16 protein-coding genes are annotated in these 16528 nt (G+C 66.8%); 6 read left to right on the top strand and 10 right to left on the bottom strand.

Going from position 1 to position 16528, the window contains the following annotated elements; all coding sequences use genetic code 11:
• Position 1: 1 nt before the first annotated feature.
• Positions 2-424 carry a nitroreductase family deazaflavin-dependent oxidoreductase gene (locus G6N44_RS09110; RefSeq protein ID WP_163663290.1) on the bottom strand — a complete coding sequence of 141 codons (423 nt, stop codon included), beginning with the start codon at positions 422-424 and terminating at the stop codon, positions 2-4.
• A gap of 49 nt (positions 425-473) precedes the next feature.
• The gene (locus tag G6N44_RS09105; protein ID WP_163663287.1) at positions 474-1445 is read right to left on the bottom strand and encodes an NADPH:quinone oxidoreductase family protein; all 972 of its coding nucleotides are present in this window, start codon (positions 1443-1445) and stop codon (positions 474-476) included.
• A gap of 68 nt (positions 1446-1513) precedes the next feature.
• Between G6N44_RS09105 and G6N44_RS09100 the strand changes: the two genes are divergently transcribed.
• Positions 1514-1651, top strand: coding sequence for a hypothetical protein (locus G6N44_RS09100; RefSeq protein ID WP_163663284.1), 138 nt, complete (start codon positions 1514-1516; stop codon positions 1649-1651).
• The gene (locus tag G6N44_RS09095) at positions 1648-2574 is read left to right on the top strand and encodes an alpha/beta fold hydrolase (RefSeq protein WP_163663281.1); all 927 of its coding nucleotides are present in this window, start codon (positions 1648-1650) and stop codon (positions 2572-2574) included. Before G6N44_RS09100 ends, G6N44_RS09095 begins: the two co-directional genes overlap by 4 nt.
• A 5-nt stretch (positions 2575-2579) precedes the next feature.
• Here G6N44_RS09095 and G6N44_RS09090 read toward each other — a convergent pair whose 3' ends face one another.
• Positions 2580-3932: a flavin monoamine oxidase family protein gene (locus tag G6N44_RS09090; protein ID WP_163663278.1), complete on the bottom strand. Its 1353-nt coding sequence runs from the start codon at positions 3930-3932 to the stop codon at positions 2580-2582.
• 27 nt (positions 3933-3959) lie between these two features.
• Between G6N44_RS09090 and G6N44_RS09085 the strand changes: the two genes are divergently transcribed.
• Both G6N44_RS09085 and G6N44_RS09080 read left to right on the top strand, forming a co-directional pair.
• A complete protein-coding gene (locus tag G6N44_RS09085) occupies positions 3960-4931 on the top strand; it encodes a TIGR03617 family F420-dependent LLM class oxidoreductase (protein ID WP_163669756.1) in 972 nt (323 codons plus the stop codon).
• Between the two features lie 44 nt (positions 4932-4975).
• Positions 4976-6469, top strand: coding sequence for a flavin-containing monooxygenase (locus G6N44_RS09080; protein ID WP_163663274.1), 1494 nt, complete (start codon positions 4976-4978; stop codon positions 6467-6469).
• A gap of 64 nt (positions 6470-6533) precedes the next feature.
• Here the strand turns inward: G6N44_RS09080 and G6N44_RS09075 are convergent, their stop codons facing one another.
• Positions 6534-7274, bottom strand: a complete 741-nt coding sequence (locus G6N44_RS09075; protein ID WP_235682982.1) for a helix-turn-helix domain-containing protein — start codon at positions 7272-7274, stop codon at positions 6534-6536.
• Positions 7275-7290: 16 nt separating this feature from the next.
• Here G6N44_RS09075 and G6N44_RS09070 point away from each other — a divergent pair, with 16 nt between their 5' ends.
• The gene (locus tag G6N44_RS09070) at positions 7291-7686 is read left to right on the top strand and encodes a DUF4345 domain-containing protein (protein WP_179964501.1); all 396 of its coding nucleotides are present in this window, start codon (positions 7291-7293) and stop codon (positions 7684-7686) included.
• 66 nt (positions 7687-7752) lie between these two features.
• Here G6N44_RS09070 and G6N44_RS09065 read toward each other — a convergent pair whose 3' ends face one another.
• Both G6N44_RS09065 and G6N44_RS09060 read right to left on the bottom strand, forming a co-directional pair.
• Positions 7753-8868 (bottom strand): Rv3169 family protein, encoded by a 1116-nt coding sequence (locus G6N44_RS09065; protein ID WP_163663271.1) that lies wholly within the window; start codon positions 8866-8868, stop codon positions 7753-7755.
• Complete coding sequence (locus G6N44_RS09060; protein ID WP_163663267.1) at positions 8868-10013, bottom strand: phosphotransferase family protein; 1146 nt, start codon at positions 10011-10013, stop codon at positions 8868-8870. The genes G6N44_RS09065 and G6N44_RS09060 overlap by 1 nt, the downstream gene beginning before the upstream one ends.
• A gap of 45 nt (positions 10014-10058) precedes the next feature.
• Between G6N44_RS09060 and G6N44_RS09055 the strand changes: the two genes are divergently transcribed.
• Positions 10059-10685: a TetR/AcrR family transcriptional regulator gene (locus tag G6N44_RS09055; protein WP_163663265.1), complete on the top strand. Its 627-nt coding sequence runs from the start codon at positions 10059-10061 to the stop codon at positions 10683-10685.
• Here the strand turns inward: G6N44_RS09055 and G6N44_RS09050 are convergent.
• The 4 genes from G6N44_RS09050 to nuoL are packed head-to-tail and all read right to left on the bottom strand — an operon-like array spanning position 10657 to position 16525.
• Positions 10657-11454 carry an enoyl-CoA hydratase gene (locus tag G6N44_RS09050; protein ID WP_163663263.1) on the bottom strand — a complete coding sequence of 266 codons (798 nt, stop codon included), beginning with the start codon at positions 11452-11454 and terminating at the stop codon, positions 10657-10659. The two genes, G6N44_RS09055 and G6N44_RS09050, sit on opposite strands and share 29 nt — an antisense overlap.
• Before the next feature lie 33 nt (positions 11455-11487).
• Positions 11488-13053, bottom strand: coding sequence for an NADH-quinone oxidoreductase subunit NuoN (gene nuoN / locus G6N44_RS09045; protein WP_163663260.1), 1566 nt, complete (start codon positions 13051-13053; stop codon positions 11488-11490).
• 2 nt (positions 13054-13055) lie between these two features.
• Positions 13056-14651, bottom strand: a complete 1596-nt coding sequence (locus G6N44_RS09040; protein ID WP_163663257.1) for an NADH-quinone oxidoreductase subunit M — start codon at positions 14649-14651, stop codon at positions 13056-13058.
• The gene (nuoL, locus tag G6N44_RS09035) at positions 14645-16525 is read right to left on the bottom strand and encodes an NADH-quinone oxidoreductase subunit L (RefSeq protein ID WP_163663254.1); all 1881 of its coding nucleotides are present in this window, start codon (positions 16523-16525) and stop codon (positions 14645-14647) included. Before nuoL ends, G6N44_RS09040 begins: the two co-directional genes overlap by 7 nt.
• Positions 16526-16528 lie beyond the last annotated feature (3 nt).

Below are 16528 nucleotides of genomic sequence, written 5' to 3'. Positions count from 1 at the left end.
GTCATTCGACGATGAAGACCGGAATCTGTCGGTCGGTCTTGGTCTGGTACTCGGCGTAGGGCGGGTAGGCCGCGACGGCCAGCTTCCACCAGTGCTCGCGTTCGTCACCGGAGATTTCGCGGGCGGTCAGCGACGCGGTCGTGTCACCGTCCTGCACTGTCACGGCCGGGTTGGCCTTGACGTTGAAGTACCACGACGGGTGCTCGGGGGCGCCGCCCTTGGAGGCCACCATCGCGTAGCGGCCGTTCTCTTCCACGCGCATCAGCGGTACGTACCGCTTCTTGCCGGACTTGGCGCCCGTCGTCGTGAACAGCACGATGGGGCGGTCGAGTATCTCGACTCCGTCGGTGGTGCCTTGTTCCAGGATGCGCTGGGTCTGCTCGCGTACCCAGTCGGTCGGGCTCAGTTCGGCATGCTCGGTCACGCATCCCGCAACATCGACGTCGGTGCGGTTATTCCTGGATACGGGTCGATCAGCGAAGCGTGAGCACTACCTTGCCCTTGGCGCTGCGGTTCTCCAGCGATGCGATGGCGTGGGCGGCCCGCTCGAGTGGGTACACCTCGGGCTGGGGTGCGGGCACAGCGCCAGAAGCCAGCAGCGGTTGCAGTTCGGCCCACTGCTCCTGCAGATAGCCGGGATGCGAAAACGTCCAGGCGCCCCAACCCGCGCCGATGACGTCGACATTGTTGAGCAGCAGACGATTGACCTTGACCGTGGGGATCTCGCCTCCGGTGAACCCGACGACCAGCAGTCGCCCACCGACGGCCAGCGAGCGCAATGAGTCGGTGAAGCGGTCACCGCCGACCGGATCGACGACGACATCCACACCGCGACCGCCGGTGAGCTCCTTCACCGCGTCGCGGAATCCGTCGGCCAGCACCACATCGGATGCGCCTGCGGCCCGGGCGATCTCGGCCTTCTCCTCGGTGGACACCACCGCGATGGTGCGTGCGGCCCCCAGTGCCGGTGCCAGTCGCAGCGCCGAGGTGCCGATGCCGCCCGCCGCGCCGTGCACGAGGATGGTCTCGCCGGCTGCCAACCGGCCGCGGGTGCGCAAGGCGAACTGGACGGTCAGGTCGTTGAACAGGATCCCGGCGCCGGCCTCGAACGACACCGCGTCCGGCAGCGCAAACACCCGCTCGGCGGGCAGGGCGACGACTTCGGCCATCCCGCCCGAGAGCATGGTCAGGCCCAGCACCCGGTCACCGGCGCGGACGTGCGCTCCGGCGGGGGCGCTGCGCACCACACCGGCGACCTCGGCGCCCGGGGTGAACGGAAGCTCCGGTTTGTACTGATAGAGCCCGCGGGTGAGCAGGGCGTCCGGGAACGCGACCCCCGCGGCGTGGACGTCGATCACGACCGCGTCGGTACCGGAGGGTTCTTCGACCTCGGCCACCCGCACCGAGTCGGGACCGTCGAGTCGGGTGATCTGAGCTGCACGCATCGGTGTCTCCTTTGGTGGTTCGCCAGCCAATTGTGACAGGTGTCAAGTCGGTGGCTTAGCATCACCGGATGCTCAACGCCCGCGCCGCGGCGGTGCTCGATGCCGGAGCCGACCCACAGCTCGTCGACGTGCCGGTTACCGGAGCGGCAGGGATCGTGAATCCCCGGTTTCACCTGGCAACGACGTCGACGATGGGAGCATCATGACCCTTCCCCCGCTGCCGCCGGGACGTACCGTCCAGGTTCGCGCCGTCGACGGCGTGCGGTTGCACGCCGAGGTGTTCGGCCCCGAGGACGGCTACCCGATCGTGCTGGCCCACGGCATCACCTGTGCGATCGGGGTCTGGGCCCATCAGATCGCCGATCTGGCTACCGACCACCGGGTCATTGCCTATGACCATCGCGGGCACGGCCGCAGCGAGGCTCCACGCGGGCGCCACCGCTACAGCCTCAACCACCTCGCCGCCGACCTGGACGCAGTGCTCGATGCCACGCTGAAGCCCGGTGAACGGGCCGTCATCGCCGGGCATTCGATGGGCGGCATCGCGATCACCTCGTGGTCGCAGCGCTATCCGGCCCAGGTGGCGGCCCGGGCCGACGCGGTCGCACTGATCAACACCACCACCGGGGATCTGGTGCGCGACGTGAAATTGCTGAGAGTGCCTGCGCCGTTGGCATCGACGCGCGTCCTGGCCGCGGGTACGGCGATCCGGACCTTCGGCGGTACCCGCATCCCGCGGCTCATCGACCGGCCCAACAAGCGTTTCGTCGCGCACCTGGCGGTGGGCCGTGACGCCGACCCGTGGGTGGCGGAGTTCATCTATCAACTGTTCGCCGAGACTCCGTCGGCCGGACGCGGCGGCTGGGCCCGCACTCTGGTCAACGGGCTGGGTGCGCAACACATCTCGCTGCAGAACCTGTCGGTGCCCACGCTGGTGGTCGGCAGCACCAAGGACCGCTTGCTGCCGATCAACGCCGCCCGCCGCATCGCCGCCGAGGCTCCGAACCTGAGTGCTTTCGTCGAGATGCCCGGTGGACACTGCGCCATTCTGGAATGCCCGTCACAGGTGAACGCCCAGTTGCGGGCGCTGGCCGCATCGGTGACGTCACCTGAGGCAGACATTCGGTAACGCGCTCAGCCGGTGAGGCGGTCGGCCACCTCGGTGGCCGCACGCTGACCGGACCGGACCGCCCCGTCGAGGAAACCGGTCCACCTGTCCGCGGTTTCGGTGCCGGCCCAGTGGATCGCGTCCACCGGTTCCCGTAGCCACTTACCGTACTGCGTCCACGATCCCGGCGGCACCGCCGCGGTCGGTCCGCCCGGCGCGAATTGTTCTGCGCTCCAACAGTGATCGAGGTAATCGATCGGTTTCAGGGCGGCATCGCCGAACAGGGCGGCGAACCCGGCCAGGGCCTGCTCGCGGCGCTCCGCCGGTGGCAGCCGGTCGAAGGTTCGGGCGTCGGTAAAACCCAGCAGGATGCCGGGACCACCGTCACCCGGGCTGACGTCGAACGTGATGAACACCGGCCCCTCGTCGGACAATGCCTCGCCCGAGCATCCGTTGGTGCGCCAGAACGGCTTCTCGTAGGCGGCGTAGGCCTTGCTGAGGTTGCCCTGCGGCCAGTTGGCGGCTAGTTCGGTGTAGGGCTCGGGCAGTGCCGGGCTGAACTCGATCCCGGTCCGGTGCTGCGGCGGGATCGCCACGATCACCGCGCGTGCCCGAACCACGCCGGACGGACAACTCACCGCCACGGTGCCGTCGTCGTGTCGCTCGATGCGGTTCACCGGGGCGCTGAGCACCACCCGATCGCCGAGTTCCTCGGCCATCTTCCACGCGATCTGCTGGGTGCCTTCGGGAAAGCGCTCCTGCTGGGCGCCGCCCCGGACGTCGAGCATGCGGTCGAGCCCGCCCGCGGCCTTGACGTAGCGGGCGGCGTGCAGCATCGACACCTCGTCGGGCTCGGCGCCCCACGTGACTCGGGACATGATCGCCATCAGGTTGCGGGTCGAGGCGTTGGCGCCCACCGAGCGCAGCCACTGTTCCAGGGTCAGCTCATCGAGCTTCTGGGCGTTCGCACTGTTCCACGGCTCTTTCACCCGGATCAGGCGGCTCAGGCGTTCGAAGCGCCACTGGATACGGGACACGTCGAACAGTTCCATCATCGACAGCCGCGGGATCGTGCTGCGATAGGACCGGACCCGCCCGTGCCAGAGGATCAGGTTCTTGCCGCGGTCATAGGTGGGCACGGAGCGGCATCCGAGCTCGTCGGCCAGCGCCAGCACCGCGTCCTGGGTGGGGCCGACGAACGTGCCGCCCAGGTCGACCGGCACCCCGGCGACCGTGGTGGTCGACGAGCGACCCCCCACCCGGTCCCGACCCTCGAGCACCACCACCTCGTGTCCGAGCCGGAGCAGGGCGCGGGCGGCGGTCAGGCCGGCGAAGCCGGCGCCCACCACGACAACGTCGGTGCTGGTTGGGATACTCACGTGTCTAGGCTCTCACGCGTGAAGGTCATGACAGCACTGTTCGGTCCGCGAGACGCGATCGGTCGGGCCGCGGCCCTACGTGAGGCCGGTGCCAGTGGGGTGTTCACCTTTGAAGGCCCCCACGATGTGTTCACCCCCTTGACGCTGGCCAGCACCGTCGGGGATCTGGACCTGATGACCAATGTGGCAATTGCGTTTCCCCGTAACCCGATTCACCTGGCGCACCAGGCCGTCGACCACCAGATCCTTTCCGGCGGGCGTTTCACCCTGGGCCTCGGCACCCAGATCCGTACGCAGATCGAGAAGCGATTCGGTGCGGACTTCGACCGGCCGGTGGCCCGGATGTCCGAGTTCGTCGCGGCGCTGCGGACGATCTTCGCGGCCTGGGACACCGGCGAGCGGCTGGATTTTCGAGGCGAGTACTACCGGCACACCCTGATGACGCCCACGTTCACCCCTCAGGACAACCCGTACGGTCCGCCGCCGATCTATGTCGGTGCGCTGGGCCCCCGGCTCACCCGGGCCACCGCACAATTCGCCGACGGCCTGCTGGTCATGCCGTTCGGTTCCAAGCGGTTCCTGCACGAGGCGACCCTGCCCGCGGTGCGTGACGGGCTCGCGGCCGCCGGGCGTGACGAAGCGGACCTGGCGATCGTCCCGGAGATCATCGTGTCGGTCGGGGACGATCACGATGCGGCGCGACGACTGCTGGCTTTCTACGGTTCCACCCCGGCCTATCGGCCGGTACTCGACGCGCACGGCTGGGGCGATCTGCAGCCAGAGCTCAACGCGCTGTCCAAACAGGGCCGTTGGCAGGAGATGGGTTCGCTGATCGACGACGAGGTGCTGCATACCATCGCGGCGTGCGGTAGCCCCGCCGACATCGCCGCCCACATCCGTGAGCGCGTGGCCGGGGTTTCCGATCGGATCTGCCTGTATCAGCCGGGTCCGATCGCAGTGGATTCGCTTGCCCAGATCGTTGACGCACTGCGCGACTGAACGCCTAGGGTGGTGGTACTCGTCGGGACCAAAGGAGGTTCGCCATGGGCGGTGCTCGCCGTGCTGCGGATCCGGACTATTCGGATGTGCTCATCGTCGGGGCCGGGATCTCGGGTTTGGGCGCGGCCTACCGGGTGCATGAGAAGAACCCCGGACTGACGTACACGGTGCTGGAACGCCGGGAGCGGATCGGCGGCACCTGGGACCTGTTCCGGTATCCCGGGATCCGCTCGGACAGCGACATCTTCACGCTGAGCTTCCCGTATCAACCCTGGACCAAGCCCGAAAACGTCGCCGACGGCGCCGATATTCGCGACTACCTGACCGAGACCGCCCGGGAGCACGGTATCGACCGCCACATCCGGTTCAACACCCATGTGTTGTCGGCGGATTGGGATTCGAGCACCGACACCTGGACCGTCGAGACGGAGCAGGACGGCCAGGCCAGGATCTACCGATGCCGGTACCTGTTCTTCGGCACCGGCTACTACAACTATGACGAGCCGTACACCCCGGAGTTTCCGGGTGTCGAGACCTTCGGCGGCGAGGTGGTGCACCCGCAGTTCTGGCCCGAGTCGCTGGATTACTCGGGTAAGCGGGTCGTGGTGATCGGCAGTGGGGCGACCGCGGTCAGTCTGGTACCCGCGCTGGCGCAGCAGGCTTCGCACGTGACGATGCTGCAACGCTCACCGACCTACATGGTGGCAGCGGACCGCATCGTTCCGTCGGTGCAGACCATCCGTAAAATATTGCCGCGCAAGTTATCTCACCAGGTTGTGCGGTTCCGCAACGCGATGATCCACGTGCTGAGCTATTTCTTCTTCCGCTCGGCCCCCGATCTCGGTCGCAGCTTCCTGCGCAAGAAGCTCACGGCGGCGCTGCCCGAGGGGTATCCGGTCGACGTGCATTTCAAGCCGCGGTACAAACCATGGGATCAGCGGTTGTGCCTGGTGCTCGACGGGGATCTGTTCGGGCACATCAGCGATGGTCGGGTCGACGTCGTCACCGATCACGTCGATCACATCGACGCCACGGGCATCGTGTTGAAATCCGGTGGGCGGGTGGATGCCGACGTGATCGTCACCGCGACCGGCCTGCAACTGCAGGCGCTCGGCGGCACCCGCCTCGCGGTCGATGGTCAGGAGGTCAAGCCGACCGAACGGTTCGTCTACAAGGAGTTTCTGCTCGAGGACGTGCCGAACCTGGCCTGGTGCATCGGCTATACCAACGCGTCGTGGACGCTGCGGTCCGACATGACCGCGCGGGCGTTTGCGAACCTGTTGGCGTACATGGGTGCTCACGGTTACACCCATGCCTACCCGCACAAGGGCGCGGCACCGATGCCGGAGAAGCGGACCTGGGATCTCGAGGCCGGCTACATCCAGCGTTCCGAGCACGCGCTGCCGCGTTCGGGCACCAAGCGGCCGTGGCACGTGCGGCACAACTATCTGCTGGATGCCATCGACCACCGCTTCGACCGCATCGACGAGTCGATGGTCTTCGGCCGCGCGCCCGCTGCCGAGTCGGCTGCTTCCTGATCATGCGAGCGTGCGTGTCTGCCGCCCGGCGCGCCGTATTTCATCGGCGGTTTGCGCACGCTCGTCACGGTGTGCGGATGCGCAGTCCCGTCGAGAGCAGCTGTGTGGCCGATAGCCCGAACGTGGTCTTGAAGCTGTCGGCCAGGTGTGACGGGCTGGCGAACCCGGAATCGGCGGCGGCGGTGGTCAGGCTCTGGCCGGCCGCCACGGCGCTTCCTGCCGCGACAAGCCTGCTCCACATCCGGTAGCGGCGAAGACTGGTCCCGGCCTCGCGGCGGAACAGATGCAGGAACCGCGACTCGGACAACCCCGCAGCCGTCGCGAACTCATATGCCGATACCGCCTCCGCCGGATTGTCACGAATCTGCTTGGCCACCAATTCGATCCGTGGATCGATCCGATGTGGCGTGTCCGGGGCAGCCAGGTCCAGCCAGCGCTGGGCGGCGTCGTCGTCCGCCGGTGCCGCCGTCAGCGCGGTCTCGGCGTCATGACCGACACCGATGCTGTGTCGGAATTCGGTGAATTGCTCACGGCACGATACGGTCCGCGGCGAACCGGGATCCAGATAGCACGACACCAACCCGCCCTTCATCGCAAGGTGATGGGTGAGTCGTGGTGGGATCAACACACTGCGCGCCACGATCTCATTGCCCTGAATCGTCACTGTCAGAGGTCCGTCGACGCCGAAGGCCAGGCACCACACCGATCCGGAGTGCGGTTGCAAACCCATTCCGGGTCCGGAGTACAGCGCCTGCCCGGGCCACAACCACACCGTGGGACAGCAGGTTTGTGGAAGCGCCGGCATGGGTTCAGTCTGCATCATGAGCGGACCACTTGATCGGGAGGTTATCGTGACTTTTGCTGTGATCGCCGTCGTCGGCGTGTTCTTCGCCTGCATGGGTGTGTATGCGCTGGCAGCGCCGAAGGCGATTCTGCGGCCGTTCGACTACGATCTCAGAACCGCCGCGGCCCGCGCGGAAGTGCGTGGCGTGTATGGCGGTTTCGGTATCGCCATTGCTGCGGTGCTGGCCTACGCGGCTGTGGCGCCGGGGGAGGTGCGCACCGGCATACTGCTCACCGTCGGCGCCGCACTGGCGGGGATGGCAGTCGGCCGCGCTCTTTCCGCCGTGTTCGACGAGCGGACGGCCTTCTACCCCAATTGGTTCTACTGCCTGGTCGAGGCGGCCGGCGCGGCCGCGCTGTTTTGGGCCGCCTAGCGCACCGAATGTCACACCAGAGTGGATGTCGCCGTTGACAGCCACTCTGGTGTGACGCCGGGCGGGTCAGGGAGCGACGGTGAGCCAGTCGGCGAAACCGGACGGGTCATGGCGGCCGAGCGCACCGTGTTCGAACAGCCCCCAGCCTTCGACGGGGTTGCTCGTGCCCTCGGTGCAGACGGCCCGCCCGACGTGGTCGATCACGCCGAACGCCGTCCGGCCGACGACCGCCGGATCGGTCATGTCGTAGGTGCGCCGCTCGGTGAACTTCTCGCCCTTCCACACGCCGTGGATCCAGTCGACGTCGCCGCCGTACCCGCCGCCGACGTGGATCGGCACGGGCAGTTTGGATTCCACATCGAACCGGACGGGGGTGCCGTCGGGAGCGGTGGCCTCGATGGTGGCCCCGGTCGGGATCCGGCTACCGGACCGGTAGTGGATCTTCACCCGCGGCCAGCCGAGCTGTTCGACGCGGCCGTCCTTGAAGACGCGGCTGCAGTCGTTGAGCGAGCGGAACCCGCTGGGATCCTCCTGGATGATGAAGACGATCGAGAAATCGTCGAACGCCATCGGCACGTACAGCCACCACATACCTTCGAAGGGCGGGTCTGCCGGACGCCCGGCGGGCTCGGCCTCACCGATCGGGCGGATGCCCCAGGACCGGTCGCGGGAGCCGATCCAGGTTTCCGGGTCGACGTCGATACGTTGGCCGTCGATCTCCAGAAATCCACTCCAGGAACCCATTTGGGCGAACCGCTGGGCGTTGAGCGTGACCCGGTTCCCCTGACGCATCAGGTGCGGCTGCTCCTGGACCGTGTCGAACAGGCCGTCCCAGGCCAGGTCGGCGGCCACGCCCTCGGTCTCCTCGAGCACGATGCGGATCCTGCGCAGCGGTTCGGTGACCTCGACCCGGTAAGCGCCGACGTGCTGGTTGAGCCGGTCCTGATCGATCGCGTCGGACAGGTGCACCGCCGTCTGCTCGTCTCCGCGCCTCACCAGGAAGTAGGCGTCCTTCACCCCGAGGTTGGGGTAGTAGCCGAGGCCGGTGATGACGAAGATGTCGCCGGTGCGGTCATGGGCGTTGAAGTACGAACGGTCGTAGAAGTTCCGGTCCGAAGATCCCGGCCAGGCGATCGGCTGGGGAACTTGATGTAGCGGGTATTCGTCCATCGGGCCGAGCATCAGGACTCCTCGATCAGACGCCGCAGCAGCGGTGCGTGGTAGAACATCGTTTCGATGTCGTCGGGCTTCTCGGCCTCGCCGAAGTGCACCCTTCGGGCGCCGGTGCGCATGAACACGCAGCACCAGATGACACCTGAGTAGATGTAGAACCACCGCAGGTCGCTCAACTCGGCCCCGGTCAACTCGCGGTAGGTGGCGCGGACATCCTCCTCGCGCATCACATCGGGCAGTCCCGGCAGCCCGGCCATACCGGACAGCTCCTGAAACACCATGTGCGCAAAGATGATCCATGAAACGTCGAGCTCGCGGGGGCCGAGGGTGGCCATCTCCCAGTCGAGGACGGCGGCCGGGCGGAAATCGTCGTACAGCACGTTGCCGATACGCGAATCACCCCACGTCAAAACGGTTTCCGAGGCTGCCACATCCTCGGGGAAGTTGTCCTCCAGCCATTGCAGTGCCCGCTCCACCAGCGGGGACCGGCCGATATCGGGTACCGCGTAGTCGTACCAACCCTTGAGCCAGCCCAGTTGCCGGCGCAGTGGGGTGTCGCCCGACTGGCCGATCTCGGACAGGTACGCGAACCGCTCGGCTGCGTCGGGGATCGCGTGAAGCTTTGCGAGTACCTCCACCGTGCTGTCCTGCAGTTCGCGCTGGCGTTCGACCGGAGCATCGGCGAACCAGTTGCCCCCGAAGGTGTAGGGCATCACATCGGGCGGCACCTGGCCGTCGATCCGGTCCATCAGGAAGAACGGCGTGCCCAGCACCTCGCCGGTGGTGTCCATCCAGCGCACGTTGGGGACCGGCACGTCGGTGAGTTCGCCGACCTGACGCATCACCTCGAACTGGTGGTCAAGCCGGTACGACGAGAACACCGGAACGTCCTCGGGCGTGGGGGCGACGCGGGCCACCCACCGTTGCTCGACCGCCTCGCCATCTTCTTCCCAGCGACCGGTCAGCATGATCGTTTCGGACGACATGCCGTTGGAGTCGACTCCGCTTTCAACGGTGATCTCGGGAGCGACACCTCCCGGCATCACGGTGGACAGCCATTTCGACAGCACCGATGGCAGGGTGGTGACGTCGCGGCTGGAGCGTTGCAGGTGGTCGATCTTCTCGACAGGAGCGTCCACGGCCTCGTTTGCCATTCAACTTTTCCTTACGAACCCAATTACGATACTGTTAGTAGCGTTATGAAAGCAGAGCCATCAGCGGTTGGCAAGACCTCCGGAGCGGGACGTCCTCGCGACCCGCGCATCGACGCTGCCATATTGCGCGCAACGGCGGACCTGCTTGTCGAAATCGGTTACGCGAACCTGACGATGGCCGCAGTGGCCGAGCGTGCGCAAACCACGAAAACTGCCCTCTACCGCCGGTGGTCGAGCAAAGCCGAGTTGGTACACGAGGCGGTCTTTCCCGCCTCCGCCACGGCGCTGACCACCCCGGCCGGTGACATCGCCGCCGATATCCAGGCCATGATGGGTGCCGCACGCGACGTATTCACCAGCCCGGTGGTGCGCGCGGCACTGCCCGGACTCGTTGCCGATGTCGCCGCCGACACCGACCTCAACGCGAGGGTGATGCAGCGGTTCGCCGGGATGTTCGTCGCGGTGCGCGCCCGGATCGTCGACGGCATCGCGCGCGGTGAGGTGCAGGCCGATGTCGACCCGGACCGTCTGGTGGAGCTCATCGGCGGATCGACCCTGCTGCGGATGCTGCTGTGGCCCGAGCGTGAACTCGACGACAATTGGGTGACGCAGACGGCGGCGATCTTGGTGCATGGGTCGGTGACTACCGACGACCCTCCCGGGTCGGCCTGACGGTGGGGTCGATCTGGCCGCGATTCCGTTGGGCTACCGTCTGATACCGGTCACCCAGACCGTCGAAATCACGCGCCTGCGTGCCGGCGATGTCCTGCTCCGCCGATAGCGCGGGTGAGATCAGTGGGGCCGTGCCGCGGACATAGATCTCCTTGAGCCCGGTCATGATCGGGCCGGGCACCTCGGCGATCTGGCCCGCGAGCTCCAGTGCGCGGTCCAGGAGTCGCCCGTGGGGCACCACTTCGGTGACCAGGCCCAGGCGTTCGGCGCGGAGGGCATCGACGACCTCACCGGTCATCGACAGCCGGCGCGCCATCGCAGCACCGACCACGTGGGGCAGCCGCGCTGTCATCCCGCCCCCGGGCAGGATCCCGACCCGGGCGTGCGTGTCGGCGAACACCGCGCGGTCGGAGGCGATCAGGAAGTCGCAGCCCAGGGCCAACTCCAGTCCGCCGGTGAACGTGGCTCCATTGATCGCCCCGAGGATCGGGGTACGCAGCTCGCCGGTCTTGGTGATGCAGTTGTGCGACCGGAACTCCTCGAAATACTCCATACCGAGCGTCTGGGCTTCTTTGAGGTCGACGCCGGCGCAGAACGCCGGGTCGGTTCCGGTGAGCACGATGGCCCGCACGTCCTGATCGGTATCGGCGTCCTCGAGGGCGCCGAAGAGCTCCTCGATCAGCTCACGTCCCAGGGCATTCCGCGACTGCGGACGATGCAGGGTGAGCACGCGCACGGCGCCGTGGTCAGCGGTCAGGACGGTTGTCATGGGGTCGAATGTAGCCCGAGGTTCGCGGGGAACTCAGCGCAGGAAGGTGTCGGCGTTGTCGGCCAGATCCAGCACCGGCTGCGGCAGCGCGCCGAGCACGAACGTGATGACCGCAGTGAAGGCGACGACGGCGGTGGTGAGTCCGCTCGGAACGACCACCTCCGGTGCGTCCTCGGGCGGGTCGGTGAAGAACATCAGCACGATCACCCGCACGTAGAAGTAGGCCGCCACGGCGCTGGCGACGACGCCGACGATGACCAGCGGGATCGCACCGCCTTCGGCAGCCGCCTTGAACACCGCGAACTTACCGACGAATCCGCTGGTCAGCGGAATCCCGGCGAATGCCAGCAGGAACAGTGAAAACACCACGCCGACAATCGGATAGCGCCGACCCAGCCCGGCCCATTGGGCCATCGCGGTGGCCTCCTCGCCGGCGGCATTGCGCACCAGACCGACGACCGCGAACGCGCCGAGCGTGCTGAATCCGTAGGCGAACAGATAGAACAGAGTCGAGGACACCCCGGCTTGGTTGGCAGCGATGACTCCGGTGAGAATGAACCCCGAGTGTGCCACCGCAGAGTAGGCCAGCATGCGTTTGACGTCGGTCTGGGTGACGGCGGTGAGGGTGCCGACCACCATGGTCAGGATCGCTATCGCCCACAGGACCGGCCGCCAATCGTCGCGCAACTCTGGTACCGCGACATAGAAGATCCGCAGCATCGCACCGAACGCGGCGATCTTGGTGGCCGCGGCCATGAACGCGGTGATCGCGGTGGGGGCGCCTTGATACACGTCGGGGATCCACGAATGAAACGGAACCGCACCGACTTTGAACAGCACTCCGACCAGCAGCAGGGCGATTCCGATCAATGCCAACGGGGTATGCGGCGCTCCGGCGGTGACGGCATCGGCGATGCCGCGCAGGTCCAGCGTGCCGGCATAGCCGTACATCATGGCGGCGCCGTACACGAAGAAGGCCGACGAGAATGCCCCCAGCAGAAAGTACTTCAGCGACGCTTCCTGCGACAGTAACCGCCGGCGACGGGCCAGCCCGCACAGCAGGTACAGGGGCAGTGACAAGACTTCCAGCGCGACGAACATGGTCAGCAGGTCATCGGCGGCCCCGAACAGCAGCATGCCGCCGATGGCGAACATGGTCAGCGGAAAGACCTCGGTCTGCATGATTCCGGCCTTGGTGGCCAGCTGCTCGGCCACGCTGCCCGGCGCCACCGAGGCCTGTGGCGCGAACCCGTCCAAACCCCTTTCACCGGTGGCGGATTCCGACCGGGGCTGTCGTTCGGCGATCAGCAGAATGCCCAGTATGCCGACCACGGCGATGGTGCCCTGCAGGAACAGCGCCGGTGCATCGAGCACCACCGCGCCCAGTACGGCCGGGCGGCCGGGGCTGCCGTGCAGGTCCCGGGCCAGCAGGACGACCGCCACCACTGCGGCGACCAGCCCGCCCAGCGCGAGGGCAACCTGCACCCGGTAACGGGCCGTCCGGGGCAGGAATGCCTCGACCAGGACACCGGCGACCCCCACCCCGAACACGATCAGCATGGGGGACAGCAGGCTGTACTCGATGCTCGGTGTCACCATGATCAGCGGCCCCCCTCGGCGACGGTCGGTGGTGCACTGGGCGCGGGATCGGTCTGCCCGATGGTGGTCAGAGTGTGTTGCACGGCCGGATTGATCACGTCCAGGGCGGGTTTGGGATAGATGCCCAGCACCAGCAGCAGCGCGATCAAGGGGGCCACCACGACGATCTCGCGAGGCACCAGGTCGCTGACCCGGCGCTCGCCGTCGGCGATCCCGTCGCGGACCGGACCGGTCATCATCCGCTGGTACATCCACAGGATGTACACCGCCGACAACACCAGTGCGGTGGCGGCGAACACCGCGACCACCGGATAGCGGGTGAAAGTACCCAGGAGAACCAGGAATTCACTGATGAACGGCGCCAGGCCGGGTAGCGACAAGGTTGCCAACCCAGCGACCAGGAACGTTCCGGCGAGTACCGGGGCCACCTTCTGCACACCGCCGTAGGCGTCGATCAACCGGGAACCGTGCCGCGACACCAGGAATCCGGCGATCAGGAACAACGCGGCGGTGGAGATCCCGTGATTGATCATGTACAGCGTCGATCCGGACTGACCCTGGCTCGTCATGGCAAAGATGCCCAGGATGATGAAACCGAAGTGCGATATCGAGGTGTAGGCGATCAACCGCATCACATCGGTCTGGCCGATGGCCAGGACGGCGCCGTAGACGATGCCGATCACCGCGAGCGTGATTACCAGAGGACGGAAATACGTTGAGGCGTCCGGGAACAGCGGCAGGCAATAGCGCAGCATGCCGAAGGTGCCGACCTTGTCCATGATCGCCATCATCAGCACCGCGCTGGCCGGGGTGGCCTGCACCGCGGCATCGGGCAGCCACCGGTGAAACGGCCACAGGGGCGCCTTGACGGCGAAAGCGAACATGAAGCCCAGAAAGAGGAAGTTCGCCACCGCGGGGTTGATCACGAGCTCACCCGACGACACTGCGGCGACGATGGCCCGGAAATCAAAAGTGCCCGAACTGAATGCGTCGCTACCCGCGGTGACCACATACAGGCCGATCACCGCGGCCAGCATGATGAGTCCGCCGAACAGGTTGTACAGCAGGAACTTCACTGCCGCTTTCGAGGACTCACCACGGTCCCTTCCATACCCACCGATCAAGAAGTACATCGGGATCAGCATGGCTTCGAAGAACACGTAGAACAGCAGGATGTCCAGCGCCACCAGGGACATGAACACCATGCCCTCCAAAGCCAGTGTCAACGCCAGATAGGCCTGAACGCCCCGGCCGCGGAGACCGGTCTGGTGGGTGGCGTCGTTCCAGCCCGCAAGGATGAGCAGCGGCAGCAACACGGCGGTCAGAACCACGAGGGCCAGTGCGATGCCGTCGACCCCGAGGATGTAGCCAGTTCCGAATGACGGGATCCAGGGGTGCGATTCGACGAACTGGTATTGCTCACCGGCCGGATCGAAGCCGACCGCGATCACCGCCGTCAGGCCCAGGGCCGCCAGCGAGATCGTCAGCGCCAGCCACTTCGCCAGGGTTCGTTGCCCGGCCGGGAGCAGCATCACCACCGCGGCCCCGACCGTCGGGATCGCCCACAGCACTGTCAGCCACGGAAACGTGCTCACCACAGTCGCACCGCCAGGATCGTCGCCACCACCAGAGCTGCCCCTGCCAACATCGATAGCGCATAGGACCGGGCAAAGCCGGTCTGCAGCTGACGCATTCCGGCCGAGGTTCGGCTGACCAGCGCCGCCAGCCCGCCGGCGGTACCGTCGACAACCTTGTCGTCGACGGTCACCAGGGCCGCGGTCAGGGTCTGGCCGCCTCGCATGAACACTGCCTCGTTGAATGCGTCGCCGTAGAGATCGCGTCGCGCTGCCACCGTCAATGCCGACCCATCGGGCACCTCGGCCGGCACCGGCCGTTGCGCGTACATTCGGTAGGCCACCGCGACGCCGACCGCCACCACCGCCAGCACCATCGCGGTGACCACCCACGCCGGGATCGCGTGGTGTGCCTCGTGGCTGCCGACGACGGGCTCGAGCCAGTGCGACAGCGTGCCGCCGATGGCCAGCGCGCCACCGGAGACCACCGAGCCGATCGCCAGCAGGATCATCGGCCAGGTCATCACGGCGGGTGCCTCGTGCGGATCTGCGTCTGGGGCCCAGCGCTTTTCACCGAAGAAGGTCATTAGCATCACCCGGGTCATGTAGAACGCGGTGATCCCGGCGCCCAGGATGGCCGCGCCGCCGAGAACCGCACCCCGCACACCCCCGGCGCCCAGGGCAGCCTCGATGATGCTGTCTTTCGAGAAGAAGCCGGCCAGCGGCGGCACCCCGATGATGGCCAGGTAGCCGAGGCCGAAGGTGGCGAAGGTGATCGGCAGTGCCTTGCGCAGCCCGCCGTAGCGGCGCATGTCGACCTCGTCGTTCATGCCATGCATCACCGATCCGGCGCCGAGGAACAACCCGGCCTTGAAGAATCCGTGGGTGAGCAGGTGCATGATCGCGAATGCGTACCCGGCCGGCCCGAGTCCGGCGGCCAGCACCATGTAGCCGATCTGGCTCATGGTGGATGCGGCCAGCGCCTTCTTGATGTCGTCCTTCGCGCAACCGATGATCGCCCCGAACAGCAGGGTGACCGCGCCGACGATGACCACGCCGGTCTGGGCGCCGGGGGCCAGGTCGAAGATGGGGCCGGACCGCACGATCAGATAGACGCCGGCGGTGACCATGGTGGCGGCGTGGATCAGCGCGGATACCGGGGTCGGGCCCTCCATCGCGTCCCCCAGCCAGGACTGCAGCGGCACCTGGGCCGATTTGCCGCACGCGGCCAACAACAGCAGCAGACCCATCGCGGTCAGGGTGTTCTCCCCCAATGCCGGTGCGGCGCTGAAGACCCCGGCGAACGAGATCGACCCGATGGTGGCGAACATGATCATCAGCGCGATGACCATGCTCATGTCACCGACCCGGTTGACGACGAAAGCCTTCTTGGCCGCGGCGGCGGCCGAGGGCTTGTGCGACCAGAACCCGATCAACAGATACGAGGCCAGGCCGACGCCTTCCCACCCGGCGTACAGGCCGAGGTAGTTGTCGGCGAGCACGAGTAACAGCATGGCCGCCAGGAACAGGTTCAGATACGCGAAGAATCGTCGCCGCCCTGCATCGTGGGCCATGTAGCCGATGGAATAGATGTGGATCAGCGAGCCCACTCCGGTGATCAACAGCACGAAGCACACCGACAGCTGATCCAGCTGCAACCCGAAATCCACCTGCAGGCCGGCCACCGGAACCCAGGAGAACAGAGATTCCTGGACCGCGCGGTGTTCGTCGGGGCGACCCAGCATCTGGGTGAACAGCACCGCCCCGAGAGCGAACGATGCGAGCGCGGCAGCACAACCCAGCAGATGTCCCCAGCGGTCGGTTCGGCGGCCGCCCAACAACAGCACCGCGGCCCCGGCGGCGGGGAGGGCGATCACGAGCCATACAGGAATCGTCATGGT

The organism is Mycolicibacterium alvei (assembly GCF_010727325.1).
GTDB classification, from domain to species: domain Bacteria; phylum Actinomycetota; class Actinomycetes; order Mycobacteriales; family Mycobacteriaceae; genus Mycobacterium; species Mycobacterium alvei.
This window is presented reverse-complemented; position numbering and strand designations above follow the sequence as displayed.

What these genes read in the sequence shown, in the direction of transcription:
- G6N44_RS09105 (WP_163663287.1), bottom strand. Translation starts at nt 1,445, where the DNA reads ATGCGTGCAGCTCAGATCACCCGACTCGACGGTCCCGACTCGGTGCGG.
- G6N44_RS09100 (WP_163663284.1), top strand. Translation starts at nt 1,514, where the DNA reads ATGCTCAACGCCCGCGCCGCGGCGGTGCTCGATGCCGGAGCCGACCCA.
- G6N44_RS09095 (WP_163663281.1), top strand. Translation starts at nt 1,648, where the DNA reads ATGACCCTTCCCCCGCTGCCGCCGGGACGTACCGTCCAGGTTCGCGCC.
- G6N44_RS09085 (WP_163669756.1), top strand. Translation starts at nt 3,960, where the DNA reads ATGACAGCACTGTTCGGTCCGCGAGACGCGATCGGTCGGGCCGCGGCC.
- G6N44_RS09080 (WP_163663274.1), top strand. Translation starts at nt 4,976, where the DNA reads ATGGGCGGTGCTCGCCGTGCTGCGGATCCGGACTATTCGGATGTGCTC.
- G6N44_RS09075 (WP_235682982.1), bottom strand. Translation starts at nt 7,274, where the DNA reads ATGCCGGCGCTTCCACAAACCTGCTGTCCCACGGTGTGGTTGTGGCCC.
- G6N44_RS09070 (WP_179964501.1), top strand. Translation starts at nt 7,291, where the DNA reads ATGAGCGGACCACTTGATCGGGAGGTTATCGTGACTTTTGCTGTGATC.
- G6N44_RS09065 (WP_163663271.1), bottom strand. Translation starts at nt 8,868, where the DNA reads ATGCTCGGCCCGATGGACGAATACCCGCTACATCAAGTTCCCCAGCCG.
- G6N44_RS09060 (WP_163663267.1), bottom strand. Translation starts at nt 10,013, where the DNA reads ATGGCAAACGAGGCCGTGGACGCTCCTGTCGAGAAGATCGACCACCTG.
- G6N44_RS09055 (WP_163663265.1), top strand. Translation starts at nt 10,059, where the DNA reads ATGAAAGCAGAGCCATCAGCGGTTGGCAAGACCTCCGGAGCGGGACGT.
- G6N44_RS09050 (WP_163663263.1), bottom strand. Translation starts at nt 11,454, where the DNA reads ATGACAACCGTCCTGACCGCTGACCACGGCGCCGTGCGCGTGCTCACC.
- nuoN (WP_163663260.1), bottom strand. Translation starts at nt 13,053, where the DNA reads ATGGTGACACCGAGCATCGAGTACAGCCTGCTGTCCCCCATGCTGATC.
- nuoL (WP_163663254.1), bottom strand. Translation starts at nt 16,525, where the DNA reads ATGACGATTCCTGTATGGCTCGTGATCGCCCTCCCCGCCGCCGGGGCC.